The sequence below is a fragment of the Angustibacter luteus genome, from assembly GCF_039541115.1.
Lineage (GTDB): Bacteria > Actinomycetota > Actinomycetes > Actinomycetales > Angustibacteraceae > Angustibacter > Angustibacter luteus.
In genome coordinates, this window is record NZ_BAABFP010000005.1 from 434,072 (window position 1) to 457,364 (window position 23,293).

General features: G+C 72.5%; 21 protein-coding genes and 1 tRNA gene. 19 read left to right on the forward strand and 3 right to left on the reverse strand.

Annotated elements, in window-relative coordinates:
* Positions 1-2: 2 nt before the first annotated feature.
* Positions 3-635, reverse strand: coding sequence for a TIGR03085 family metal-binding protein (locus ABEB17_RS11190; protein WP_345716776.1), 633 nt, complete (start codon positions 633-635; stop codon positions 3-5).
* On the opposite strand from ABEB17_RS11190, the gene ABEB17_RS11195 reads away from it, so the two are divergent.
* Both ABEB17_RS11195 and ABEB17_RS11200 read left to right on the forward strand, forming a co-directional pair.
* Positions 634-2,541 carry an ABC transporter ATP-binding protein gene (locus ABEB17_RS11195; RefSeq protein ID WP_378226942.1) on the forward strand — a complete coding sequence of 636 codons (1,908 nt, stop codon included), beginning with the start codon at positions 634-636 and terminating at the stop codon, positions 2,539-2,541. The two genes, ABEB17_RS11190 and ABEB17_RS11195, sit on opposite strands and share 2 nt — an antisense overlap.
* Positions 2,538-4,337, forward strand: coding sequence for an ABC transporter ATP-binding protein (locus ABEB17_RS11200; RefSeq protein ID WP_345716778.1), 1,800 nt, complete (start codon positions 2,538-2,540; stop codon positions 4,335-4,337). Before ABEB17_RS11195 ends, ABEB17_RS11200 begins: the two co-directional genes overlap by 4 nt.
* Positions 4,338-4,356: 19 nt before the next feature.
* Here the strand turns inward: ABEB17_RS11200 and ABEB17_RS11205 are convergent, their stop codons facing one another.
* Positions 4,357-4,875 carry a DinB family protein gene (locus ABEB17_RS11205; protein WP_345716779.1) on the reverse strand — a complete coding sequence of 173 codons (519 nt, stop codon included), beginning with the start codon at positions 4,873-4,875 and terminating at the stop codon, positions 4,357-4,359.
* A gap of 15 nt (positions 4,876-4,890) precedes the next feature.
* On the opposite strand from ABEB17_RS11205, the gene hisI reads away from it, so the two are divergent.
* The 13 genes from hisI (at position 4,891) to pyk (ending at position 20,299) form a co-directional block, all read left to right on the forward strand.
* Positions 4,891-5,274, forward strand: a complete 384-nt coding sequence (gene hisI, locus ABEB17_RS11210; protein WP_345716780.1) for a phosphoribosyl-AMP cyclohydrolase — start codon at positions 4,891-4,893, stop codon at positions 5,272-5,274.
* Positions 5,271-6,821 (forward strand): anthranilate synthase component I, encoded by a 1,551-nt coding sequence (locus tag ABEB17_RS11215; RefSeq protein ID WP_345716781.1) that lies wholly within the window; start codon positions 5,271-5,273, stop codon positions 6,819-6,821. Before hisI ends, ABEB17_RS11215 begins: the two co-directional genes overlap by 4 nt.
* Positions 6,818-7,399 carry a Trp biosynthesis-associated membrane protein gene (locus tag ABEB17_RS11220; RefSeq protein ID WP_345716782.1) on the forward strand — a complete coding sequence of 194 codons (582 nt, stop codon included), beginning with the start codon at positions 6,818-6,820 and terminating at the stop codon, positions 7,397-7,399. Before ABEB17_RS11215 ends, ABEB17_RS11220 begins: the two co-directional genes overlap by 4 nt.
* 52 nt (positions 7,400-7,451) lie before the next feature.
* Positions 7,452-7,694 carry an HGxxPAAW family protein gene (locus tag ABEB17_RS11225; RefSeq protein WP_345716783.1) on the forward strand — a complete coding sequence of 81 codons (243 nt, stop codon included), beginning with the start codon at positions 7,452-7,454 and terminating at the stop codon, positions 7,692-7,694.
* Between the two features lie 49 nt (positions 7,695-7,743).
* Positions 7,744-8,166: a DUF2752 domain-containing protein gene (locus tag ABEB17_RS11230; protein WP_345716784.1), complete on the forward strand. Its 423-nt coding sequence runs from the start codon at positions 7,744-7,746 to the stop codon at positions 8,164-8,166.
* 5 nt (positions 8,167-8,171) lie between these two features.
* The gene (locus ABEB17_RS11235; protein ID WP_345716785.1) at positions 8,172-8,699 is read left to right on the forward strand and encodes an RDD family protein; all 528 of its coding nucleotides are present in this window, start codon (positions 8,172-8,174) and stop codon (positions 8,697-8,699) included.
* Between the two features lie 116 nt (positions 8,700-8,815).
* Positions 8,816-9,625 (forward strand): indole-3-glycerol phosphate synthase TrpC, encoded by an 810-nt coding sequence (gene trpC, locus ABEB17_RS11240; RefSeq protein ID WP_345717332.1) that lies wholly within the window; start codon positions 8,816-8,818, stop codon positions 9,623-9,625.
* A gap of 31 nt (positions 9,626-9,656) precedes the next feature.
* On the forward strand, positions 9,657-10,931 hold the full coding sequence (trpB, locus tag ABEB17_RS11245) for a tryptophan synthase subunit beta (protein WP_345716786.1): 1,275 nt from the start codon (positions 9,657-9,659) through the stop codon (positions 10,929-10,931).
* Positions 10,925-11,746, forward strand: coding sequence for a tryptophan synthase subunit alpha (gene trpA / locus ABEB17_RS11250; RefSeq protein WP_378226967.1), 822 nt, complete (start codon positions 10,925-10,927; stop codon positions 11,744-11,746). Before trpB ends, trpA begins: the two co-directional genes overlap by 7 nt.
* Complete coding sequence (gene lgt / locus ABEB17_RS11255) at positions 11,743-12,624, forward strand: prolipoprotein diacylglyceryl transferase (RefSeq protein ID WP_345716788.1); 882 nt, start codon at positions 11,743-11,745, stop codon at positions 12,622-12,624. Before trpA ends, lgt begins: the two co-directional genes overlap by 4 nt.
* Before the next feature lie 143 nt (positions 12,625-12,767).
* On the forward strand, positions 12,768-17,348 hold the full coding sequence (gltB, locus tag ABEB17_RS11260) for a glutamate synthase large subunit (RefSeq protein ID WP_345716789.1): 4,581 nt from the start codon (positions 12,768-12,770) through the stop codon (positions 17,346-17,348).
* Positions 17,341-18,798 carry a glutamate synthase subunit beta gene (locus ABEB17_RS11265; protein ID WP_345716790.1) on the forward strand — a complete coding sequence of 486 codons (1,458 nt, stop codon included), beginning with the start codon at positions 17,341-17,343 and terminating at the stop codon, positions 18,796-18,798. The genes gltB and ABEB17_RS11265 overlap by 8 nt, the downstream gene beginning before the upstream one ends.
* A gap of 58 nt (positions 18,799-18,856) precedes the next feature.
* Entirely contained in the window at positions 18,857-20,299 is a 1,443-nt protein-coding gene (gene pyk, locus ABEB17_RS11270) for a pyruvate kinase (RefSeq protein ID WP_345716791.1), read from the forward strand.
* A 66-nt stretch (positions 20,300-20,365) separates the two neighbouring features.
* On the opposite strand, the gene ABEB17_RS11275 is transcribed toward pyk, so the two are convergent.
* A tRNA-Pro gene (locus tag ABEB17_RS11275) sits at positions 20,366-20,439 on the reverse strand.
* Between the two features lie 123 nt (positions 20,440-20,562).
* Between ABEB17_RS11275 and clsA the strand changes: the two genes are divergently transcribed.
* The 4 genes from clsA to ABEB17_RS11295 are packed head-to-tail and all read left to right on the forward strand — an operon-like array spanning position 20,563 to position 23,280.
* On the forward strand, positions 20,563-21,198 hold the full coding sequence (gene clsA, locus ABEB17_RS11280; protein WP_345716792.1) for a cardiolipin synthase ClsA: 636 nt from the start codon (positions 20,563-20,565) through the stop codon (positions 21,196-21,198).
* Positions 21,195-22,178, forward strand: a complete 984-nt coding sequence (locus ABEB17_RS11285) for a DUF881 domain-containing protein (RefSeq protein WP_345716793.1) — start codon at positions 21,195-21,197, stop codon at positions 22,176-22,178. The genes clsA and ABEB17_RS11285 overlap by 4 nt, the downstream gene beginning before the upstream one ends.
* Entirely contained in the window at positions 22,175-22,507 is a 333-nt protein-coding gene (locus ABEB17_RS11290) for a small basic family protein (RefSeq protein WP_345716794.1), read from the forward strand. The genes ABEB17_RS11285 and ABEB17_RS11290 overlap by 4 nt, the downstream gene beginning before the upstream one ends.
* Complete coding sequence (locus tag ABEB17_RS11295) at positions 22,504-23,280, forward strand: DUF881 domain-containing protein (protein WP_345716795.1); 777 nt, start codon at positions 22,504-22,506, stop codon at positions 23,278-23,280. Before ABEB17_RS11290 ends, ABEB17_RS11295 begins: the two co-directional genes overlap by 4 nt.
* Positions 23,281-23,293: the final 13 nt, after the last annotated feature.

Here is a 23,293-nt window from a genome sequence, read left to right on the forward strand (position 1 = left end):
CCTCAGAACCCGGACGACGACGCGCGGAGCCGCTCGATCGCGTCGTTCGGCCCGTCCAGGTCCACCTGCGCGACGTCCCGCCTCCCGAAGACGAAGAGCAGGAGCTCGGCGGGCGGGCCCTCGACCCGCACGCTCGGGTGCCCGCGCTTGCCCGTCGCCCGGCCGTGGGCCGGCGCGACCAGCTCGACGCCGACGTCGCAACTGCGCAGCGCGAGCTTGCCGGCCAGGCCGCAGGCCTTCCACAGCGCCTGCTCGAAGTCAGGGTGCAGCACTCGGGGCTTCCAGTCGGGCTGGGCCCGGCGCACGTCCTCGTGGTGCACGAAGAACTCGGCGGTGTTGGTGGCCTCGTCCAGGACCCTCCACCGCGCCGGGTTCCACGCGGGGGGACCGCTGCGGACCTGCTCGACGAGCTCGTCCCAGGGCTGCGCGGCCAGCTCGCCCTGGACGGCCGTGGTGTGCGCGGACAGGCCGGGGATGTAGAGACCGGCCTGGGCGTCCGGGCGCCGCTCGCGCAGGACCAGGTGGGCGGCCAGGTCGCTGGAGTTCCAGCCCTCGCACAGGGTCGGTGCGTCCGGGCCGGTCTGCAGGAACGTCTCGCACAGGGCCAGGCGCTCCGTGCGGGCGTGGGTGCTCATGCCCCGATCCTCGCATCCGGACCTGTCGGTCGCTCGTGAGAGGCTGGTGGCCGTCCGATCGCCTACCGGAAGTGAGCCCGTGGAGACCCGCCCCTACACCTTGCGTCGCGGTCTGCACGTGCTCGGCCAGGGCATCCGTCGCGTCCCGGGGATCTTCGCCCTGGCGGTGGTCGGCAGCGCGCTCTACGGCGTCATGACCGCTGGGACGGCGTGGGCTCTCGGCCGCGTGACGAGCGAGGTGATCACGCCGGCGTTCAGCTCGGGGCAGATCGACGTCAGCGAGCTCGCGGCGGGTGCCGGCCTGATGGCCGCCGTGGCGCTGCTGCTGACCACGGGCGTGATCATGCGGCGGATCGCCGCCGGGTTCGCCGTCTACGACCTGGGGGCGATCTACCGCCGCCGGGTTACCGCGCAGTACCTGCGACTGCCGCTGTCCTGGCACGGCCGGCACCCGACCGGGCAGCTGCTGTCCAACGCCAACGCGGACGTCGAGGCGACCTGGCAGGTGTTCGCGCCCTTGCCCATGGCGATCGGCGTGGTCGTGATGCTGGCGGTCGCGGCGGTGTCGATGGTCCTGGCCGACCCGGTGCTCGCCCTGATCGGCTTCTGCGTCTTCCCGCTGGTCTTCCTGGTCAACGTCGTGTTCCAGCGCTGGATGTCCCCGCGGGTGACCCGGGCGCAGCAGCTGCGGGCCGACGTGTCCGACGTGGCGCACGAGAGCTTCGACGGCGCGATGGTCGTCAAGGCCATGGGCCGCGAGCTGGCCGAGACCGAGCGCTTCACCGTCGTGTCGCAGCAGCTGCGGAACGCGAACGTCTCGGTGGGCCGCACCCGCGGCGTCTTCGACCCGATCATCGAGGCCATCCCGAACCTCGGGACGCTCGCGGTGCTAGCCGTCGGCACCGCCCAGGTCGCCTCCGGGGCGACGACGGCGGCCACTGTCGTCCAGGTCGCCTACCTGTTCTCCTTGCTGGGTTTCCCGGTGCGCGCACTCGGCTGGGTTCTCGGCGAGCTGCCGCGCAGCGTCGTCGGCTGGGACCGCGTGCAGTCGGTGCTGGACGCCGAGGGCGGCCTGACCTACGGCGACCGCACCCTGCCCAGGGACGGCGCGGCCGAGCTGGAGCTGCACGGGGTCTCGTTCGCGCACCAGGACGCCGCGGGCGAGCGGGTGCCGGTGCTGCACGACGTGGACCTGTCGGCCGAGCCGGGTCGCACTGTGGCGTTGGTCGGGGCGACGGGCTCTGGCAAGTCCACGTTGACGGCCCTCGTGACGCGGCTCGCCGACCCTGACTCGGGCGAGGTGCGGCTGGACGGGGTGGACGTGCGCCAGGCCGCTGAGGGTCAGGTCGCGGCCAACGTCTCGCTCGTCCCGCAGCAGACGTTCCTGTTCGACGACACCGTGCGGGGCAACATCACGTTGGGCGACCCGGCCCTGGAGGACCCCGACGACCGGCGGGTCTGGGCCGCGCTGCGGCTCGCGCAGGGCGACGGCTTCGTCGCCGCGCTCGGGCACGGCCTGGACACCCACGTCGGCGAGCGCGGCACCACGCTGTCGGGCGGCCAGCGGCAGCGCATCGCCCTGGCTCGCGCACTGGTCCGGCAGCCCCGGCTCCTCGTGCTCGACGACGCGACGAGCGCAGTGGACCCACGGGTCGAGTCCGCGATCCTGGCGGGCCTGCGTCACGCGTCCGAGGGCACCACCGTGCTGGTGGTGGCCTACCGCAAGGCCACGATCTCGTTGGCCGACGAGGTGGTCTTCCTGGTGGACGGGCGGGTCGTCGACCGGGGCACCCACACCGGGCTGACCGCCCGCAACGAGGCGTACCGCAACCTGGTCGACGCCTACGAGCGCGAGGCGGCCGAGCGTGAGCTGCTCGAGGCCGAGGACGAGGAGGTCACGGCATGAGCAGCTCGACCATCGCGGGCCGTGCCGACGGCACCGAGCAGCCCACGGCGCTGCACACGCTGCGTCGCGGCGTGCAGCTGTCCCCGGAGCTCCGCCAGGGGCTGGTGGTGACGCTGCTGCTCGCCGCGGTCGCCACCGTGGGTCGGGTCGTGGTGCCGTTCGCGGTCCAGCAGACCATCGACCGCGGCATCCTGGCGCCCGCGGGCCCGGACGTCGCCAACGTCAGCCGGCTGCTGGCCCTGGCCGCCTGCGTGGTGGTTCTCACCGCGATCGCCGCCTACGCCGTGAACGTGCGTCTCTTCCGGGCCGCCGAGGGTGGCCTGGCCACGCTGCGCGTCGGCGCCTTCCGCCACGTCCACGACCTGTCCGTGCTCACCCAGTCCAGCGAACGCCGGGGCTCGCTCGTCTCCCGGGTCACCAGCGACGTCGACACGATCAGCAACTTCGTGCAGTTCGGCGGCCTGATGCTGATCCTGTCCACGCTGCAGCTGGCCGTGGCGACCGGGCTGATGCTCGCGTACTCGCCCTTGCTGACCGCGGTCGTCTGGGGCTGCTTCCTGCCGGTGTTCTTCCTGGCCAAGCCGATGCAGCGCCGGGTCTCGCAGGCCTACGCCCAGGTGCGGGAGCGGGTCGGCGGGGTGCTGTCGGCGGTGTCGGAGTCGGTCGTCGGCGCCGCCACCATCCGGGCGTACTCGGTGGAGCGGCGGACGGCCGAGCGGGTGGACGCCGCGGTGCAGGCGCACCGGGACGCTGCTGTCGGTGCGCAGGTCCGGGTCGCCGCCAGCTTCTCGCTCGGCGTCCTGGTCAGCGGCCTGGTGAGCGTCGTGGTGGTCGTCGTCGGCACCTGGAGTGGCGTGCACGGGCACCTGACGCTGGGTGAGCTGCTGGCGTTCCTGTTCCTCGTGCAGCTGTTCACCGGCCCGGTGCAGATCGGCACCGAGGTGCTCAACGAGATGCAGAACGCCATCGCCGGCTGGCGCCGGGTGCTGGCCGTCGTGGACACCCCGGCGGACGTCGCGGATCCGGGCGAGGACGGCGCCGTGCTGCCCCGGGGGCCGATCACCGTCCGGTTCGACCACGTCTCCTACGCCTACCCCGGCGGGCCCACGGTGCTGCACGACGTCGACCTCGAGATCGCGCCGCAGAGCCGGATCGCGGTGGTGGGGGAGACGGGCTCCGGCAAGACCACCTTCGCCAAGCTGCTGACCCGGCTGATGGACCCCTCCACCGGCTGCGTCCAGGTGGACGGGGTGGACCTGCGGCAGGTCCGCTTCTCGTCGCTGCGCGATCGCATCGTGCTCGTGCCGCAGGACGGCTTCTTGTTCGACGACACCCTGCTGGCGAACGCCAGGTTCGCCATGCCGCAGGCGACCCGCGAGGACGTCCTGCTGGCGTTCACCGAGCTCGGCTTGGCGGAGTGGCTCGAGGGGATGGCGCACGGTCTGGACACCAAGGTCGGGCAGCGCGGCGAGTCGTTGTCCGCCGGGGAGCGGCAGCTGGTCGCCCTGGCCCGGGCCTACCTGGCCGACCCCGACCTCCTCGTGCTGGACGAGGCGACGTCCGCCGTCGACCCGGCTACGGAGGTGCGGATCCAGCGGGCCCTGGACGGTCTGACCCGAGGCCGGACCTCGATCGCCATCGCGCACCGGTTGTCCACCGCGGAGGCCGCGGACGAGGTGATCGTGGTCGACGCCGGCGTGGTGGTCGAGCGCGGGCCGGCCGCCGAGCTGGTCCAGCAGGGCGGTGTCTACGCGGCGCTGCACGAGAGCTGGGTGTCCCAGCAACGGCTGCACTGACGCCGCCGACCTGAACGGGCTAGGCGTCGACGTCCCACAGATGGTGCTGGAGGTCGTGCACGTAGTAGCGCGTCAACGACGCCACGGTGAAGACCGAGCCGTTGGACCGGCGTCCCTGACGTTTCCACTGGGCACCGGCCACAGCGCCCAGCGTGCTGGCCACGGCCTCCGCGCCGGTGGCCAGGTCGACGCCGACCTGTTCCGGGTCGCGTTCGCCGTACCGGCCCAGCGCGGCCGCCCGGTCCTGGTCCCAGTTCTCGAACTCGGGATCGTCCTCGGCCAGCATCAGGTCGAAGCGGCGACCGAACACCTGGTGCACGTCGAGGACGTGAGCGGCGTACTCCAGCGGCGACCAGGTGGCCTCGTCCGGACGCTGCCGGACGTCCGGGCGCTGCAGCACCCGGAGCCAGGTCGCGGCGTTGGCGCGCACCAGGTCCGGGGCGTCCTCGGCGTCCAGCTCCGCCGCGTCGAACCCGCACTCGGGGCAACGGCGGTCGACGACCCAGGTCCAGTCCTTGGTGTCCGGCGTGATCGGCATGGGCACAATGGTGCCGTGCCCACCCCCGTGCCACCGCAGTCGCCCCTGACCCCTGTCGTGTCAGCCGCGCTGAAGCGCGACCAGGACGGCCTGGTCTGCGCCGTCGTCCAGCAGCACGACACCGGTCAGGTGCTGATGGTCGGCTGGATGGACGACGAGGCTCTGCACCGCACGTTGACCACGGGTCGAGTCACGTTCTGGAGCCGCAGCCGCCAGGAGTACTGGCGCAAGGGCGACACCAGCGGCCACGCCCAGTACGTCCGGGGCGTAGCGCTGGACTGCGACGGTGACGCGCTGCTCGTCCGGGTCGACCAGGTCGGAGCGGCGTGCCACACCGGAACCCGGAGCTGCTTCGACGGGCGCGACCTGGCGGCCGTCGTGGCTGGGCCGGCCCAGTGACGGAGCCCAGCACGGACCCCAGTCCGGACCTGACGTTCGGGACCACCTGGCCCGACCGCGACACGTTCCGGCGGCTGGCCAGGGATCGCCGCGTCATCCCGGTGGTCCGCCGGCTGCTCGCCGACGCGGAGACCCCGCTCGGGGTGTACCGCAAGCTTGCGCAGGACGAGCCGGCCACCTTCCTGCTGGAGTCCGCCGAGCACGGCGGGGTGTGGTCGCGCTACTCGATCGTCGGAGCCCGGTGCTCCGCGACCCTGACCGAGGTGGACGGCGAGGCGTACTGGATCGGCGAGCCACCGGTCGGTGTCCCGACCTCCGGCGACCCGACGGTCGCGCTGGCCCAGACCGTGGCGGCCCTGCGCACCCCCGCGCTGGAGGGGTTGCCGCCGTTGACCGGTGGCCTCGTCGGTGCGCTCACCTACGACGTGGTGCGACGCTGGGAGCGGCTGCCCGACGACAACCGGGACGACCTTGACCTGCCCGAGCTCACGATGATGCTGGCCACGGACCTGGCGGTCCTGGACCACTCCGACGGGTCGCTGCTGCTGGTCGCCAACGCGGTGAACCGGGACGACACCGACGCCCGGGTGGACGAGGCCTGGTCCGACGCGGTGACCCGGTTGGACCGCATGGTCGAGCTGCTCGCGCGTCCCGCGCCCAGCACCGTCGGCGTACCGGGCGACGAGGAGCCGAAGGTGCGCGCGCAGCTCTTCGATGCCGAGTACGCGCAGATGGTCGAGCGGGCCAAGGAGGCCGTCCGCGCCGGGGACGTGTTCCAGGTCGTCCCCTCGCAGCGCTACGAGATCGACTGCCCCGCCGACGCCCTGGAGGTCTACCGCGTCCTGCGGGCGTCCAACCCGAGCCCGTACATGTACCTGTTGCGGCTGCCGACGCCGGACGGTGGCACCTACGACGTCGTCGGGTCCAGTCCAGAGGCGTTGGTCAAGGTCGACGGACGGCGGGTGATGACGCACCCGATCGCCGGGACCCGACCCCGCGGCCTGACCCCCCAGCAGGACGTCGCGCACGCCGAGTCGCTCCTCGCGGACGCCAAGGAGCGGGCCGAGCACCTCATGCTCGTGGACCTGGCCCGCAACGACCTGGCCCGGGTGTGTGATGCCGGCAGCGTGGATGTCCTCGACTTCATGCAGGTCGAGCGGTACAGCCACGTGATGCACCTGGTGTCCACCGTGGTGGGCCGGCTCCGCGAGGACCGCACCGCGTTCGACGCGCTCGTCGCCACCTTCCCGGCCGGCACCCTCAGCGGGGCGCCCAAGGTGCGTGCCATGGAGCTCATCGACGAGATGGAGACGACCCGCCGCGGGCTGTACGGCGGGACGGTCGGCTACCTGGACTTCGCCGGTGACCTGGACATGGCGATCGCCATCCGTACCGCGGTGATCCGCGACCACGTCGCCTACGTGCAGGCCGGCGGGGGCGTCGTCGCCGACTCCGACCCGATGGCCGAGTACGAGGAGTCCGTCAACAAGTCGATGGCGGTGCTGCGCGCCATCGCGGCCGCCGCCGACCTGCGCACGGTCTCGTGACCCGCCGACGCATCGACCGGCCCGCCTCGGCCGCCGTCCTGGCGCTGGTGGGCGGTGCCCTGGGACTGCTGGCGGCCTCCCGTCCCTGGGTGCATGCCGTCGTCATCGACCCCGTCCTGGGGCGCACCGCCGTCAGCGCGTCCGGTCGGCAGGCCGCGGCAGTGGTCCCGGCCGTCGCGCTGGTGGCGTTGGCCGGCGGGATCGCCCTGCTGCTGGCTCGCACGATCGGGCGGCTGGTGGCCGGGCTGCTCCTGGTGGTCGCCGGCGCGGCGCAGGTCGCGGCCGCCGTGGGGATCCTGCGGTCCCCGCGGCCGTCGGTCGAAGAGATCGTCGGGCGGGCCGTGGGCGCGGTGGGCTCCTCGGACGTCCGGGTGACCCTCACCGCCTGGCCCTGGCTGTCCGTCGCCAGCGGGGCCCTCGTCGCCGTCGCCGGCGTCTGGACGGTGCTGCGCGCGCGATCCTGGAGCGAGCCGACCAGCCGGTACGACGCCCCGTCCGCCCGGACGGAGCAGGCCGGTACCGAGGATCCGCCGGACACCTGGGACGCGCTGAGCCGGGGCGAGGACCCCACCCGCTAACCTCGTCCCGGAACGTCAGCTCATCGCACGCACCGCACAGGAGGGCCGGCAGATGGCCGAGCACGCGCACCAGCACGACAGTCACGGCAACACCGTCGCCGCCTGGGCCTGCGTCGGCCTGCTCATGGTCGCCGCGTTCGTCATGTGCCTGGCCGTCGTCCTGGCCTCGGTCGTCGTGTTCGTCATCGGTGCGGTCGTGGCCGTGATCGGTCTCATCGTCGGCAAGCTGCTCTCCCTCGCGGGCTATGGGGCGTCCCGGCCCAGTGACCCCCGGGTCACCAGCGGCGTCCGCTGACGCAGCCGAATGCCCAGAGCCCCGCTGAAGCCCAGAGCCTGCTGAGCCGATGACCGCGGCCGGGCTGCCCCGCCGGACCGCCGCTCCCGCAGCCGTTGCGGGCGGTGTGGCCGCTCTCGCGCTGGCCCTGGCGCTGCGCGACCCGCACGTCGCGGGCTCCTGGGGTCACTGCCCCTTCCTGGCCCTGACCGGACTGCCGTGCCCGTTCTGCGGTGGGCTCCGCGCCGTCTGGGAGCTGGAGCACGGCAGCCTCTCGGCCGCCGCGAGCTCGAACCTGCTGGTCGTGCTGGTCCTGCCCCTGGCTCTCGTCAGCCTCCTCGCCTGGTGGCGGCGTTGCCTCCGTGGTCGGGGCGGCACCGGCTCGCGCCGCTCGGACCGGCTCGTGGGGCCAGCAGCCGTGGCGGGGCTGCTCGTCGTCCTCGGCTTCGGCGTCCTGCGCTGGCTGCCCGCCCTGGGCTGGCTGGCTCCCTGACCTCGATGACCTCGATGACCCCGATGACGCCGATGACCCCGATGACCCCGATGACTCCGCCGCCTCCGGAGGCGGGCTCGCTGATGGGCCTGCGGCTGGTGGCGCGTGTGGTCGACCTGCTGGTGGTGGGCGTGGTCTTCGTCGCGGTGCTGCTCGGGGTGGCATCGGTGGTCAGCGACGGGAACGCCGGCACCGCCGGCCGGATCGTGCTGGCCGTCGTCCTGCTCGGGTTGGTCGCGGCGGCGGCCGCGTACGAGGTCGTTCTGATCGCCTGTTGGGGCGCGACCCTCGGCAAGCGGATGGTGCGCGTCGAGGTGGTCCTCGAGGGCACGGACCAGCATCCGGGCTGGGTCCCGTCGCTCGTGCGGTGGCTGGTCCCGGTGCTGGGGTTCCTGGTCTGCGGCATCGGCCAGTACGTCGTGTACCTGTCGCCGTTCTTCGACGGCAGCGGCCGCGAACGGGGTTGGCACGACCAGGCCTCGCGCACCCAGGTGGTCAGGGTCCTGGCGGACCTTCCTGGCGGACCTTCCTGACGGACCCTCCTGACGGGGCTCGCCACGGGCCGGCGACAGGCCGGTGGCGAGGCCCCCGCCGCACCGCTCTACCATCGAGGGCGCGGGGTACTGACGAACGAGCTGGGGTGAGACGGCTGAGCGTCCTGGACGACATCATCGTCGGCGTGCGCGAGGACCTGGCGGTCCGCGAGCAGACCATCCCGTTGGAGGCGTTGCGCGAGAAGGTCGCGCGGGCCACCCCGGCCAAGGACGCCTACAGCGCGCTGGCCACGGGCGGCGGGGTCAAGGTCATCGCCGAGGTCAAGCGGTCCAGCCCCAGCAAGGGCGCACTGGCGGCGATCGGCGACCCGGCCGGGTTGGCGAGCGACTACGCCTCCGGCGGAGCCTCGTGGATCAGCGTGCTCACCGAGCAGCGTCGCTTCGGCGGCAGCCTCGAGGACCTGGACGCCGTCCGGCTGGCGGTGGAGACCCCGTTGCTGCGCAAGGACTTCGTGGTGACCAGCTACCAGGTCTGGGAGGCCCGGGCCCACGGCGCCGACGCGATCCTGTTGATCGTCGCGGCGCTCGAGCAGGAGGCCCTGGTCTCGTTGCAGGAGCGCGCCTGGTCGCTCGGCATGGCCGTCCTGGTCGAGGTGCACGACGAGGACGAGCTGGTCCGGGCGCGGGCGGCCGGCGCCCGGATCATCGGGGTGAACGCGCGCAACCTGCGCACCCTCGAGGTCGACCGTGGGACCTTCGCCCGCCTCGCGCCGTCCCTGCCGGACTCCGTGGTGCGGGTGGCCGAGTCCGGTGTCCGGGGGCCGCACGACGTCCTCGAGTACGCCCGGCACGGCGCGGACGCGGTCCTGGTCGGCGAGAGCCTGGTCACCGGTGGCACCCCCCGTTCCGCGGTGGCCGACCTGGTCGCGGCGGGTGCCCACCCGGCGCTGCGTCCCAGCCGCTGAGCCGCTGCTTCGACCTGACAGACTGGCGCCCATGACCGCTCCCAGCGTCGACCTGCTCGGCGACGGCAAGTTCGGGCCGTACGGCGGCCGGTTCGTTCCCGAGGCCCTGGTGGCAGCGCTGGACGAGCTGGCCGAGGCGTTCGCCTCCGCGATGGTCGACCCCGAGTTCCGGCGCGAGCTGGACACGCTGCACCGCAGCTACTCCGGGCGACCCAGCCTGCTGACCGAGGCGCCCCGGTTCGCCGCACACGCCGGCGGGGCTCGGATCCTGCTCAAGCGCGAGGACCTCAACCACACCGGCTCGCACAAGATCAACAACGTGCTCGGCCAGGCGCTGCTGACCAAGCGGATGGGCAAGACGCGCATCATCGCCGAGACCGGCGCCGGTCAGCACGGGGTGGCCAGCGCCACCGCAGCCGCCCTGATGGGCCTGGAGTGCCGGGTCTACATGGGCGAGGAGGACACCCGTCGCCAGGCGCTCAACGTGGCCCGGATGAAGCTGCTCGGGGCCGAGGTGGTGCCGGTCACCACGGGGTCACGCACGCTCAAGGACGCCATGAACGAGGCGATGCGCGACTGGGTGACCAACGTCGAGCGCACGCACTACCTGATCGGCACGGTCGCCGGCCCGGCCCCCTTCCCGCGCATGGTCCGCGAGTTCCACCGGGTGATCGGTGACGAGGCGCGCGCCCAGACGCTCGACCTGGTCGGGCGGCTCCCGGATGCGGTGCTGGCGTGCGTCGGCGGGGGGTCGAACGCCATCGGCATCTTCCAGTCCTTCATCGACGACGTCGGCGTCCGCCTGGTCGGGCTCGAGGCCGGTGGGGACGGGGTCGCCACCGGGCGCCATGCGGCGAGCATCACCGGCGGAACCCCGGGCGTGCTGCACGGTGCGCGGTCGTACGTGCTGCAGGACGAGGACGGTCAGACGGTCGAGAGTCACAGCATCTCGGCGGGTCTGGACTACCCCGGGGTCGGGCCCGAGCACGCCTGGCTGCACGACACGGGACGGGCCACGTACGAGCCGGTCGACGACGCCGATGCCATGGAAGCCTTCCGCCTGCTCTGCCGGACGGAGGGGATCATCCCGGCGATCGAGAGCGCGCACGCACTGGCAGGGGCGCTGCGGCTGGGCCGCGAGCTCGGCCCGACCGCCGTGCTGCTGGTCAACCTGTCCGGGCGCGGCGACAAGGACGTCGACACGGCCGCTCGCTGGTTCGGGCTCGTCGAACCGGCGGACCTGGTCGCGGCCGAGGCCCTGAAGGCCTCCGAGCCGGTGACCGAGGCCGAGGGGAGCGGCTGGTGACCGGCGTCGCCGACGTGCTGGCCCGGACCCGGGCGGAGGGGCGGGCCGCGCTCGTGACCTACCTGCCGGTGGGTTACCCCGACGTCGAGACGTCCATCGAGGCCATCCGCACCATGGTGCGGGCGGGCGCGGACGTCGTCGAGGTCGGCGTGCCCTACTCGGACCCGCTGATGGACGGCCCGGTCATCCAGTACGCGGTCGACGTCGCGCTGCGCGGCGGCAGCCGCACCCGGGACGTGTTCAGCGCCGTCCGGGCGGTGGCCGACGAGGGTGCGGCCGCGCTGGTCATGACGTACTGGAACCTGGTGGACCACTACGGGGTCGAGACGTTCGCCGCCGAGCTGGCGCAGGCCGGGGGATCGGGCCTGATCACGCCAGACCTCATCCCGGACGAGGCGCACGAGTGGTTCGCCGCCTCCGAGCGGCACCACCTCGACCGGGTGTTCCTCGTCGCGCCGAGCTCCACGCAGGCGCGGCTGCGCTCGACGACTGCTGCCTGCCGGGGGTTCGTCTACGCCGCCAGCACCATGGGGGTGACCGGAGCGCGGGACGCCGTGGGCAGCGGCGCCCGTGAGCTCGTCGACCGCGTGCGCGCGGTGAGCGACGTGCCCGTGTGCGTGGGCCTGGGCGTCTCGACCGGGGCGCAGGCCGCCCAGGTCGCGTCGTTCGCGGACGGCGTGATCGTCGGGTCCGCGCTCGTGCGTTGCCTCACCGAGGCGCCGGACGTCGCCACCGGGCTGGCCGAGCTGGAGCGGCTGACCGCCGAGCTGGCCGAGGGCGTGCGGGCCGGGTCCCACCAGGGAGCGACCCGGTGAACGCGGCGCTGCCCGCGACCATCCCCAGTCCGGCCCAGGGCGTCTGGCACCTGGGCCCGCTGCCGGTCCGCGCCTACGCCCTGTGCATCCTGATCGGCATCGCGTTGGCCGTCTGGATCGCCACCAAGCGGTGGCGGGACCGGGGCGGCCCCGAGGGCGCGGTCATGGACATCTCCGCCTGGGCGGTGCCCTTCGGCATCATCGGCGCCCGGGTCTACCACGTGGCCACCACCTGGCAGCCGTACTTCGCCTCCGGTGGCCATCCACTGGACGCACTGAAGATCTGGAACGGTGGCCTGGGGATCTGGGGCGCCGTCGCCGGTGGCGCGCTCGGCGCGTGGATCGCCTGCCGCCGCAAGGGCGTCTCGTTCCTCATGTTCGCGGACGCGGCGGCGCCCGGTGTCGCCGTCGCCCAGGCGGCAGGCCGGCTCGGCAACTACTTCAACAACGAGATCTACGGCCGCCAGACCGACCTGCCCTGGGGACTTCGGGTGCACGAGTGGAACGCCGCCACCGGCGAGGCGGTGCGCGACGCCAACGGCCACGCCGTCCTGCTCCCGGGCGCCTACCACCCCACGTTCCTGTACGAGGCGATCTGGTGCCTGCTGGTGGCGGGCGCGCTCGTCCTCCTGGACCGCCGCTACCACCTCGACCGCGGGCGCACGCTGGCCCTGTACGTGATGCTCTACACGGTGGGCCGGTTCGCCATCGAGACGCTGCGCTCGGACACCGCGAACCTCATCCTGGGGCACCGGCTGAACGAGTGGACCTCGGTGATCGTCTTCCTCGGTGGCCTGGTGCTGTTCGTGGTGCAGACCCGGAAGGTCCGCAAGGCGTCTCACGATGCGGACGAGATTCCCGAGGCGCAAGACGTGTAACGCGGCGGAAACGTCCGCTAGAGTTCGAACGAGCCGCGGGCCAACGCCGTCCTCGCGGGGAGCCGCCGGTGATCCCGGCGGTCAGTTGCGCACACGAAACGAGCCGCCGGTCCGGGGCTCGGAACGCGATCGGGACGGTGAACATGGGCTTGAGCAGTTTCTCCGCGCGCCCCGCAGCCACAGGGCTGTACGACGGCCGGCGTGAGCACGACGCCTGCGGCGTCGCCTTCGTGGCGACCATGCGTGGGCACGCCGGGCACGACATCGTCGAGCACGCGCTGACGGCACTGCGGAACCTCGACCACCGCGGGGCCACCGGCGCCGACCCCACCGTCGGCGACGGTGCCGGGATCCTCACCCAGGTGCCGGACGAGTTCCTGCGTGCGAGCGTGGACTTCGAGCTGCCCACGGCCGGCGCGTACGCGGTCGGCCTCGCCTTCCTCCCGCAGGACGACGGTGAGTGCGCGGCGGTCGTGGCCGCGGTCGAGCAGATCGCCGTGGACGAGGGCCTCACGGTCCTGGGTTGGCGCGACGTGCCGGTCGTGCCCGACCTGGTCGGCGAGGTCGCCCGCGACTGCATGCCCGCCTTCCGGCAGCTCTTCGTCACGGCCACCGGCAGCCGGCTCGTCGGCCTGGGCCTGGAGCGGCTCGCCTACGCGCTGCGCAAGCGCTCCGAGCGCGAGCTCGAGGTGTACTTCCCGTCGCTGTCCTCGCGCACCCTGGTCTACAAGGGCATGCTCACCACGGGCCAGCTCGAGCCGTTCTTCCCTGATCTGTCCGACCGGCGCTTCGCCACCGAGCTGGCCCTGGTCCACTCGCGCTTCTCCACCAACACCTTCCCGTCCTGGCCGCTCGCGCACCCGTTCCGGGTCATCGCGCACAACGGCGAGATCAACACGGTGCAGGGCAACCGGAACTGGATGGCCGCGCGCGAGAGCCAGATCCACAGCGACGTCATCCCCGGTGACATCTCTCGGCTGTTCCCCATCTGCAGCCCGCAGGCCAGCGACTCGGCGTCCTTCGACGAGGTGCTCGAGCTGCTGCACCTGGCCGGCCGGTCGCTGCCGCACGCAGTGCTGATGATGATCCCCGAGGCGTGGGAGAACCACACCGAGATGGACGCCGACCGGCGGGCCTTCTACGAGTTCCACTCGGCGTTCATGGAGCCCTGGGACGGCCCGGCGTGCGTCACCTTCACGGACGGCACGTTGATCGGCGCGGTGCTGGACCGAAACGGCCTGCGTCCCGGGCGCTACTGGGTGACCGAGGACGGGTTGGTCGTGCTGGCCAGCGAGGTCGGGGTGCTCGACCTCGACCCGGCCACCGTCGTCCGCAAGGGGCGGCTGCAGCCGGGACGCATGTTCCTGGTGGACACCGAGCGCGGCCGCCTGGTCGGCGACGACGAGGTCAAGGCCGAGCTGGCCGCGCAGAACCCCTACCAGGAGTGGCTGCACGCGGGGCTCATCCACCTGGCCGACCTGCCCGAGCGCGAGCACGTCGTGCACACCCCGGCGTCCGTGGCCCGCCGCCAGCGCACCTTCGGGTACACGGAGGAGGAGCTGCGCGTCCTCGTCTCCCCGATGGCCCGCACGGGTGCCGAGCCGATCGGCTCGATGGGCACCGACTCGCCCGTCGCGGTGCTGTCCCAGCGGCCTCGTCTGCTCTTCGACTACTTCACCCAGCTGTTCGCGCAGGTCACCAACCCGCCCCTGGACGCGATCCGCGAGGAGCTCGTCACCTCGCTGGGCACCGTGATCGGGCCGGAGGTCAACGCGCTGGACGCGACCCCCGCGCACTGTCGCCAGCTCGTGCTGCCCTTCCCGGTGATCGACAATGACGAGCTGGCCAAGATCGTGCACATCAACGCGGACGGCGACCTGCCCGGCTACGCCACGACCGTGATCAAGGGCCTGTACGACGCGGGTGGCGGCGGTGCCGCGCTGCGGATGCGGCTGCACGAGATCTTCGAGGAGGTCTCGCAGGCCATCGAGGAGGGGTCGCGCTTCGTCGTCCTGTCCGACCGCGACTCCGGCCGCGACCTCGCGCCGATCCCGTCGCTGCTGCTCACCTCGGCCGTGCACCACCACCTGATCCGGGCCAAGACCCGCACCCAGGTGGGCCTGCTCGTCGAGGCGGGCGACGTCCGCGAGGTGCACCACGTCGCCCTGCTGATCGGCTACGGCGCGGCCGCGGTCAACCCGTACCTCGCCATGGAGTCCGCGGAGAACCTCGCCCGCACCGGGATGCTCGGCGACATCACCGCGGACGCGGCCGTGCGCAACCTCATCAAGGCGCTCGGCAAGGGCGTCCTGAAGGTGATGAGCAAGATGGGCATCTCCACCGTGGCCTCCTACCGGGGCGCGCAGGTCTTCGAGGCCATCGGCCTGTCCGGCGAGGTCGTCGAGGAGTTCTTCACCGGGACGACGAGCCAGCTCGGCGGCATCGGTCTCGACGTGATCGCCCAGGAGGCCGCGCAGCGGCACACCAGCGCCTACCCGGCCGACGGGGTGCTGCCCGCGCACCGCCGGCTCGAGGTCGGTGGGGAGTACCAGTGGCGGCGCGAGGGCGAGCCACACCTGTTCGACCCGGAGACCGTGTTCCGCCTGCAGCACGCCACCCGGGCGCGGCGGTTCGACGTCTTCCGCCAGTACACCGCGCGGGTCAACGACCAGTCCGAGCGGCTGATGACGCTGCGCGGCCTGCTGGAGCTGCGCCCCGACGGCGACGCCGCCAAGGCCAACCCGGTCGCGGCCATCCCGCTGGAGGAGGTCGAGCCGGTCAGCGAGATCGTCAAGCGGTTCTCGACCGGCGCGATGAGCTACGGCTCGATCAGCCAGGAGGCGCACGAGACCCTGGCGGTGGCCATGAACCGGCTGGGCGCGCGGTCCAACACCGGGGAGGGTGGCGAGGACGACGACCGGCTGCTGGACCCGGTGCGGCGCAGCGCCGTCAAGCAGGTCGCCTCGGGTCGCTTCGGGGTGACCAGCCTCTACCTGACCCACGCCGACGACATCCAGATCAAGATGGCGCAGGGGGCCAAGCCCGGCGAGGGCGGCCAGCTGCCGGCGCACAAGGTGTACCCGTGGGTCGCCCGCACCCGGCACTCCACCCCCGGCGTCGGCCTCATCTCGCCGCCGCCGCACCACGACATCTACTCGATCGAGGACCTCGCCCAGCTCATCCACGACCTCAAGAACGCGAACCCGGCGGCCCGCGTGCACGTCAAGCTCGTCGCCGAGGTCGGGGTCGGGACGGTCGCCGCCGGGGTCAGCAAGGCGCACGCCGACGTGGTGCTCATCTCCGGCCACGACGGCGGCACCGGCGCGTCCCCGCTGACCAGCCTCAAGCACGCCGGCGCCCCCTGGGAGCTCGGCCTCGCCGAGGCGCAGCAGACGCTGCTGCTCAACGGGTTGCGCGACCGGATCGTCGTGCAGGTGGACGGCCAGCTCAAGACCGGGCGGGACGTCGTCATCGCCGCGCTGCTCGGCGGCGAGGAGTTCGGGTTCGCCACGGCGCCACTGGTGGTGAGCGGCTGCATCATGATGCGGGTCTGCCACCTGGACACCTGCCCGGTCGGCATCGCGACCCAGAACCCCGAGCTGCGCGAACGGTTCAGCGGCAAGCCGGAGTTCGTCGAGACCTTCTTCGAGTACATCGCCGAGGAGGTCCGCGAGCTCCTGGCGTCGCTCGGGCTGCGCAGCCTCGAGGAGGCCATCGGCCGGGTGGACCTGCTGGACTCCCGACGTGCCGTCCAGCACTGGAAGGCGTCCGGGCTGGACCTGTCGCCCGTGCTGGCGGCCATCGACCTGCCGGAGGGCGCGTCGCGTCGGCACACCACCAACCAGGACCACGGGCTGGAGAAGGCACTCGACCACACCCTGATCTCGATGAGCTCGGACGCCCTGGAGCGGCGGGAGCCGGTGCGCATCACGGTGCCGGTGCGCAACGTGAACCGCACCGTCGGCACCATGCTCGGCCACGAGGTCACGAAGCGGTACCCGACCGGCCTCGCCGACGACACGATCGACGTCACGCTGACTGGCTCGGCCGGGCAGTCGCTCGGCGCGTTCCTGCCCCGCGGGGTGACCCTGCGGCTCTTCGGGGACACGAACGACTACCTCGGCAAGGGACTGTCCGGCGGACGGCTCGTCGTCCGGCCCGACCGGGCCTCGGTGCTCACCGCCGAGCTCAACGTGGTGGCCGGCAACGTCGTCGCGTACGGCGCCACCGCCGGCGAGATCTTCGTGCGCGGGCTGGCCGGCGAGCGGTTCTGCGTCCGCAACTCGGGCGCGACCGCCGTGGTCGAGGGGGTTGGCGACCACGCCCTGGAGTACATGACCGGCGGCACCGTGGTCATCCTCGGGGGCACCGGGCGCAACGTGGCGGCCGGCATGTCCGGGGGCACGGCCTACGTGCTGGACCTGTTGCCAGAGCGCGTGAACCCGGGCGCGCTGGCCGCCGGCGAGGTCGAGCTCACCGCAGTCTCCGCCGAGACGGACGGCGAGCTGCTGCACGACCTGGTCGCGCGGCACCGGGAGGAAACGGGCTCCGCCGTCGCCAAGGCGCTGCTCGCCGACTGGCCCGCCGCGCTGCCGCGGTTCACCAAGGTGCTGCCGCGCGACTACCGGATCGTCGTCGAGGTCCGCGCCAACGCCCAGGACGAGGGACTCGACCCCGACAGCAGCGAGGTCTGGACCAGGATCACGGAGGCTTCCCGTGGCTGACCCGAGAGGCTTTCTGAGCGCACGCGAGCGCGAGCTGCCCACCCGACGTCCGGTGCCGATCCGGCTGCTGGACTGGCACGAGGTGTACGAGGACCAGCCGGCCGGCCAGCTCAAGCGCCAGGCCGGACGGTGCATGGACTGCGGGATCCCGTTCTGCCACCAGGGGTGCCCGCTCGGGAACCTGATCCCGGAGTGGAACGACCTGACCTGGCGCGAGGACTGGCGCGAGGCGATCGAGCGTCTGCACGCGACGAACAACTTCCCGGAGTTCACCGGGCGGCTGTGCCCGGCTCCCTGCGAGAGCGCGTGCGTGCTCGGCATCAACCAGCCGCCGGTGACCATCAAGCAGATCGAGGTGTCGATCGTCGAGCGGGCCTTCGAGGCCGGCGGGGTGCAGCCGCTGCCGCCGGACCGGCTCACCGGCAAGACGGTCGCCGTGGTCGGCAGCGGGCCGGCCGGGCTCGCGGCCGCCCAGCAGCTGACCCGGGCGGGCCACACGGTGGCGGTCTACGAGCGGGCCGACAAGATCGGCGGCCTGCTGCGCTACGGGATCCCCGAGTTCAAGATGGAGAAGTCGGTGCTGGACCGCCGGCTGGCCCAGATGGAGGCCGAGGGCACCCGGTTCCGCCCGGGCGTCGCCGTCGGTCAGCAGATCACCGGCAAGCAGCTGCGCGACCGGTACGACGCGGTGGTCATCGCGACCGGCGCGACGGTGCCGCGCGACCTGCCGGCGCCGGGCCGCGAGCTCGGCGGGATCCTGCAGGCCATGGACTACCTGCCGCCGGCCAACCGGGCCGCGCTCGGCGAGGAGGCAGAGGGACTGGTCAGCGCCGAGGGCCTGGACGTCGTCATCATCGGTGGCGGCGACACCGGCGCGGACTGCCTGGGGACGGCCCTGCGTCAGCAGCCGCGCAGCGTGACCCAGCTCGAGATCATGCCGCGGCCCCCGGAGGAGCGGGCGTCCGCGCACCCGTGGCCGATGTACCCGATGATCTACCGCGTCGCCAGCGCCCACGAGGAAGGCGGTGAGCGGGTGTACGCGGTGAGCACCAGCGAGTTCGTCGGGGACGCGGACGGCAACGTCAGCGGGCTGCGCCTCCAGGAGGTCGAGATGGTCGAGGGCCGGTTCACCCCGGTCGAGGGCTCGCAGCGCGAGATCCCGGCCCAGCTGGTGCTGCTGGCCATGGGCTTCACCGGCCCCGAGCCGGACGGGGTCGTGGCCCAGCTGGACGTCGAGCTCGACGAGCGCGGCACGATCCGGCGCGACCTCGACTACGCGTCGACGACGCCGGGCGTGTACGTGGCCGGGGACGCCGGTCGGGGCCAGTCCCTGATCGTCTGGGCCATCGCGGAGGGCCGCGCCTGCGCCGCCGCCGTCGACCGCTTCCTGACTGGTGACACGTCCCTGCCCAGCCCGATCCGCCCCACCGACCGACCGCTCACCGTCTGACACGCCGGGGTGCCCCCGGGCAAGCGCTTCCACCACGACGAGGAATAGGCTCCGAACCATGCGCCGAGCGAAGATCGTCTGCACCTTGGGCCCCGCTGTCGACTCCCCGGAGCAGATCCGGGCCCTCGTGGAGGCCGGGATGGACGTGGCCCGGCTCAACCTGAGCCACGGCTCCTACGCCGACCACGAGAAGGTCTACCGGATGGTGCGGGAGGCCAGCGACAGCGTCGGGCGCAGCGTCGCCGTCCTGGTGGACCTGCAGGGGCCGAAGATCCGGCTCGGCAACTTCGCGAGCGGGCCGCAGGTGCTGGAGCCCGGTGACACGTTCACCATCACCACGGAGGACGTGCCGGGCGACAAGGACCTGGTGTCCACGACGTACCAGGGTCTGCCCGGGGACGTGAACCCGGGCGACCGCATCCTCATCGACGACGGCAAGGTCGCGGTCGAGGTGACCGCGGTCGACGGCCCGCGGGTGACCACCACGGTCATCGAGGGCGGCACGGTGTCCAACCACAAGGGGCTGAACCTGCCCGGTGTCGCCGTCAGCGTCCCCGCGATGTCGGAGAAGGACATCGCCGACCTGCGCTGGGGCCTGAAGCTGCGCGCTGACTTCATCGCCCTGTCCTTCGTGCGCAGCGCGGCCGACGCCGAGGACGTCCGCGCGATCATGCAGGAGGAGGGCGTCTCGCTGCCCGTCCTCGCCAAGATCGAGAAGCCGCAGGCCGTGGACAACCTGGCCGAGATCGTCCGGGTCTTCGACGGGATCATGGTGGCCCGGGGCGACCTCGGCGTGGAGCTCCCGCTCGAGCAGGTGCCACTGGTGCAGAAGATCGCGGTGGAGCTGGCTCGCCGCAACGCCAAGCCGGTGATCGTGGCCACCCAGGTGCTCGAGTCCATGATCGAGAACTCCCGCCCGACCCGCGCCGAGGCCTCGGACGCCGCGAACGCGGTCCTGGACGGCGCGGACGCCCTGATGCTGTCGGGGGAGACCAGCGTCGGCAAGCACCCGATCGAGGCCGTGCGGACCATGGCCCGGATCATCGAGAACACCGAGGACCACGGGCTGGAGCGCATCGCCCCCCTGGGTACCAAGCCGCGGACCAAGGGCGGTGCCATCACGTTGGCCGCCAAGACGGTCGGCGAGCAGCTGGACGTCAAGTACCTCGTGACCTTCACCCAGGGCGGCGACTCGGCCCGCCGGATGGCCCGGCTGCGCTCGAAGATCAAGCACCTGGTCTTCACCCCCGAGCCGATCGTGCGCTCCCAGCTGTCCCTGACGTGGGGGTGCGAGACGTTCCTCACGCCGTTCGTCACGCACACCGACGACATGGTCAAGCAGGTCGACACGCTGCTGCTGTCCAACGGCCGCGCCCAGAAGGGCGACCTGGTGGTGATCGTGGCGGGCTCGCCGCCCGGGATCCCGGGGTCCACGAACGCGCTGCGGGTGCACCGGATCGGTGACGCCGAGGACGGCGCCGCGCCGGCCTACCGCAGCTGACGGAGCGCAAAACCAACAGCCCGAACCTGGTCTCAGGTTCGGGCTGTTGTCGACGTCTGCACAACGTCGGGACGACAGGATTTGAACCTGCGACCCCTTGACCCCCAGTCAAGTGCGCTACCAAGCTGCGCCACGTCCCGGTACATCCACCGCCAGGCGGACGCCGGTCATGTTATCGCAACGGCTGCGGGGTCGAGACCGCCACCTCCCCCCGGGCACCCGGGTTGGCACGAAAGCCGCGCGTGACCAACTACCCTTCTGAGGTGACATCCGAGGGCACCCAGGCGCGTGACGCGCGGCAGGACGACGGCGCGAGCGACCGCGTCCTGACCGTGCCCAACGCCTTGTCCGCGCTGCGGCTGGTCGGCGTCCCGGTGTTCCTCTGGCTGATCCTCAGCGAGCAGGACGGCTGGGCCCTCCTGGTGCTCATGCTCTCCGGTGTCACGGACTACCTCGACGGCAAGATCGCGCGCCGGTTCGGGCTGGTGTCGAAGGTCGGTGCCCTGCTCGACCCGCTCGCGGACCGGCTGTACATCCTGACCACCCTCCTCGGGCTGGCCTGGCGCGAGATCATCCCCTGGTGGCTGGTCGCCCTGCTGCTCGGGCGCGAGCTGTTCATGGCTCTGGTCCTGCTGTGGTCGCGCAGCCGCGGGCACGCCACGCTCCCCGTGCACTTCGTCGGCAAGGCCGCCACCTTCAACCTGCTCTACGCGTTCCCGCTGCTGCTGCTCGGTGACGGCGACTCCGGCTGGGCCGAGGCGGCCCGGGCGATCGGCTGGGGCTTCGCCTGGTGGGGCACGGCGCTGTACTGGGTCGCCGGGGTGCTCTATGCCGTGCAGGCCTCGCGCCTGCCGCGTCGCGACCCCAGCGCGGCCTCCGGGTCGAAGGTCCGCGGGTGAGCGAGTACGAGACGGTCGCGGACGCTCCCGCGCCCCAGCGCAAGGACGCCTCGATGTCCCTGCTGGTCGACGTCATGACCCGTACGGTCGACCCCGGCTACGCGGAGGCCGCGCGCCGCCGCGCCGAGCGCGGCGGACAGCAGGAGCCCGGTGCTCGTGGTCGCAGCGTGCTGGCCGTGGTGGCCCTCGTCGTGGTCGGCCTGCTGCTGGCCACCGCCTGGTTGCAGACGCGCGGCACCCGGCCGGCCGGTGTGACGGCCCGCGAGCAGCTCGCCGCCGAGATCGAGCGCCAGGACGCGGCCGCGGGCCGGCTGCAGCGCAGCAACGCCGCCCTGCTCCAGCAGATCCAGGCGGAGCGGAACCGACAGCTCCAGGTCAACGCCCAGAGCGGCCTGGCCGACGAGGTGTCGAACCTCGCGCTGGTCACCGGGGCCGCTGCGGTCAAGGGACCGGGCATCACGGTGACGCTGGACGACGCGGACGCCGCGAAGGGCGGGTCCGCCGACGGCGACCCGAGGACGACGGAGCAGTCGGACGACGGACGCGTCCTCGACCAGGACCTCCAGCTCGTCGTCAACGGCCTGTGGGACGCCGGCGCCGAGGCCATCGCGATCAACGGGCAGCGGCTGACCGCGCTGTCGGCGATCAGGTCCGCCGGTGAGGCGATCCTGGTGGACTACCGCCCGCTGTCACCGCCGTACCTCATCTCGGCGATCGGCAGCCCCGATACGCTGCAGACCCGATTCAGCGACGGGCCAGGGGGGCGCGACGTGCAGTACCTGAAGGACAACTTCGGGGTACGGGCGGCCATCACCAGCCAGTCGAACCTGGTTCTGCCCGCCAGCGCCGGCCTGGACACCCGGCGCGCCAAGGCACTGGACGCGGCCAGGTCCAAGGGCGCGAGCTCCAGCTCGCCGAGGAGCACGACGTCCGACCAGAGCCGCTCGTCCGCACCCGACCGAACGCAGGAGACCCCGTGATCCCCGCCCTCGGACTCGTCGTCGGCATCGTCCTCGGCATCCTGCTGCAGCCGACCGTCCCGGTCTGGATGCAGCCCTACCTGCCGCTGGCGGTCGTCGCGGCGCTCGACGCCGTGTTCGGCGGCCTGCGCGCACTCCTGGACGGGATCTTCGACGACAAGGTCTTCGTGGTCTCGTTCCTGTCGAACGTGTTCGTGGCGGCGTTCATCGTCTACCTGGGCGACCAGCTGGGCGTCGGGTCGCAGCTGTCCACCGGCGTGGTCGTCGTCCTCGGGATCCGGATCTTCTCCAACGTCGCCGCGATCCGGCGGCACCTGTTCCGCGCATGACCGACGAGCCGACGTCCGAGCCGACGTCCGAGCCGACGTCCGAGCCGACCAGCCGCTGGGTCCGGCTGGCCCGGGCCCTGCACCCGCGCACCACGCGTGCTCAGGTCCTGGCCGCCGTGCTGGTGGCCTCGCTCGGGTTCGCCCTGGTGGCCCAGATCAGCCAGCGTGACGACCAGCGGCTGACCGGGCTCCGGCAGAGCGAGCTCGTGCAGATCCTCGACAACATCGGGGACCGGCGAGACCGGCTGGCGGACGAGCAGTCCGACCTCGAGGCCGAGCAGCGTCAGCTCTCGTCGGGTGCCAGCGGAGCCCAGGCCGCGATCGAGGCGGCCCGCGAGCGGCTGGACACCCTGGGCATCCTCGCCGGCACCGTGGGAGCCGAGGGCACCGGAGTCGAGGTGTTCATCAGCGACCCCAAGGGCTCCGTGCGTGCGGCCCAGGTGCTCGACCTGGTCGAGGAGCTGCGCGACGCCGGCGCGGAGGCCATCCAGATCGGGGACACGCGCGTCGTGGCGTCCACGGCGTTCACCGACGTGCCCGGTGGCATCGCTGTCGCCGGCGTCCGGCAGAGCCCGCCGTACACCGTGCTGGCGATCGGCGACAGCCAGACCATGTCGACCGCGCTGGAGATCCCGGGCGGGGTCATCGCTAGCCTTCCCGAGGACGCTCGCGGGACGGTCGCCGAGAAGGAGGACGTCCGCGTCACGGCGTTGCTGGCCGTTCCGACGCGCCGATACGCTCAGCCCGCGGACCCGGCCACCCCCAGCAAGTGATCCGGCCCGACCA

Coding starts and splice junctions, on each gene's coding strand:
- trpB (WP_345716786.1), top strand. CDS start 9,657: ATGACCGCTCCCAGCGTCGACCTGCTCGGCGACGGCAAGTTCGGGCCG.
- ABEB17_RS11225 (WP_345716783.1), top strand. CDS start 7,452: ATGGCCGAGCACGCGCACCAGCACGACAGTCACGGCAACACCGTCGCC.
- ABEB17_RS11230 (WP_345716784.1), top strand. CDS start 7,744: ATGACCGCGGCCGGGCTGCCCCGCCGGACCGCCGCTCCCGCAGCCGTT.
- gltB (WP_345716789.1), top strand. CDS start 12,768: ATGGGCTTGAGCAGTTTCTCCGCGCGCCCCGCAGCCACAGGGCTGTAC.
- ABEB17_RS11200 (WP_345716778.1), top strand. CDS start 2,538: ATGAGCAGCTCGACCATCGCGGGCCGTGCCGACGGCACCGAGCAGCCC.
- ABEB17_RS11235 (WP_345716785.1), top strand. CDS start 8,172: ATGACCTCGATGACCCCGATGACGCCGATGACCCCGATGACCCCGATG.
- ABEB17_RS11190 (WP_345716776.1), bottom strand. CDS start 635: ATGAGCACCCACGCCCGCACGGAGCGCCTGGCCCTGTGCGAGACGTTC.
- pyk (WP_345716791.1), top strand. CDS start 18,857: ATGCGCCGAGCGAAGATCGTCTGCACCTTGGGCCCCGCTGTCGACTCC.
- ABEB17_RS11295 (WP_345716795.1), top strand. CDS start 22,504: ATGACCGACGAGCCGACGTCCGAGCCGACGTCCGAGCCGACGTCCGAG.
- ABEB17_RS11205 (WP_345716779.1), bottom strand. CDS start 4,875: ATGCCGATCACGCCGGACACCAAGGACTGGACCTGGGTCGTCGACCGC.
- ABEB17_RS11195 (WP_378226942.1), top strand. CDS start 634: ATGCCCCGATCCTCGCATCCGGACCTGTCGGTCGCTCGTGAGAGGCTG.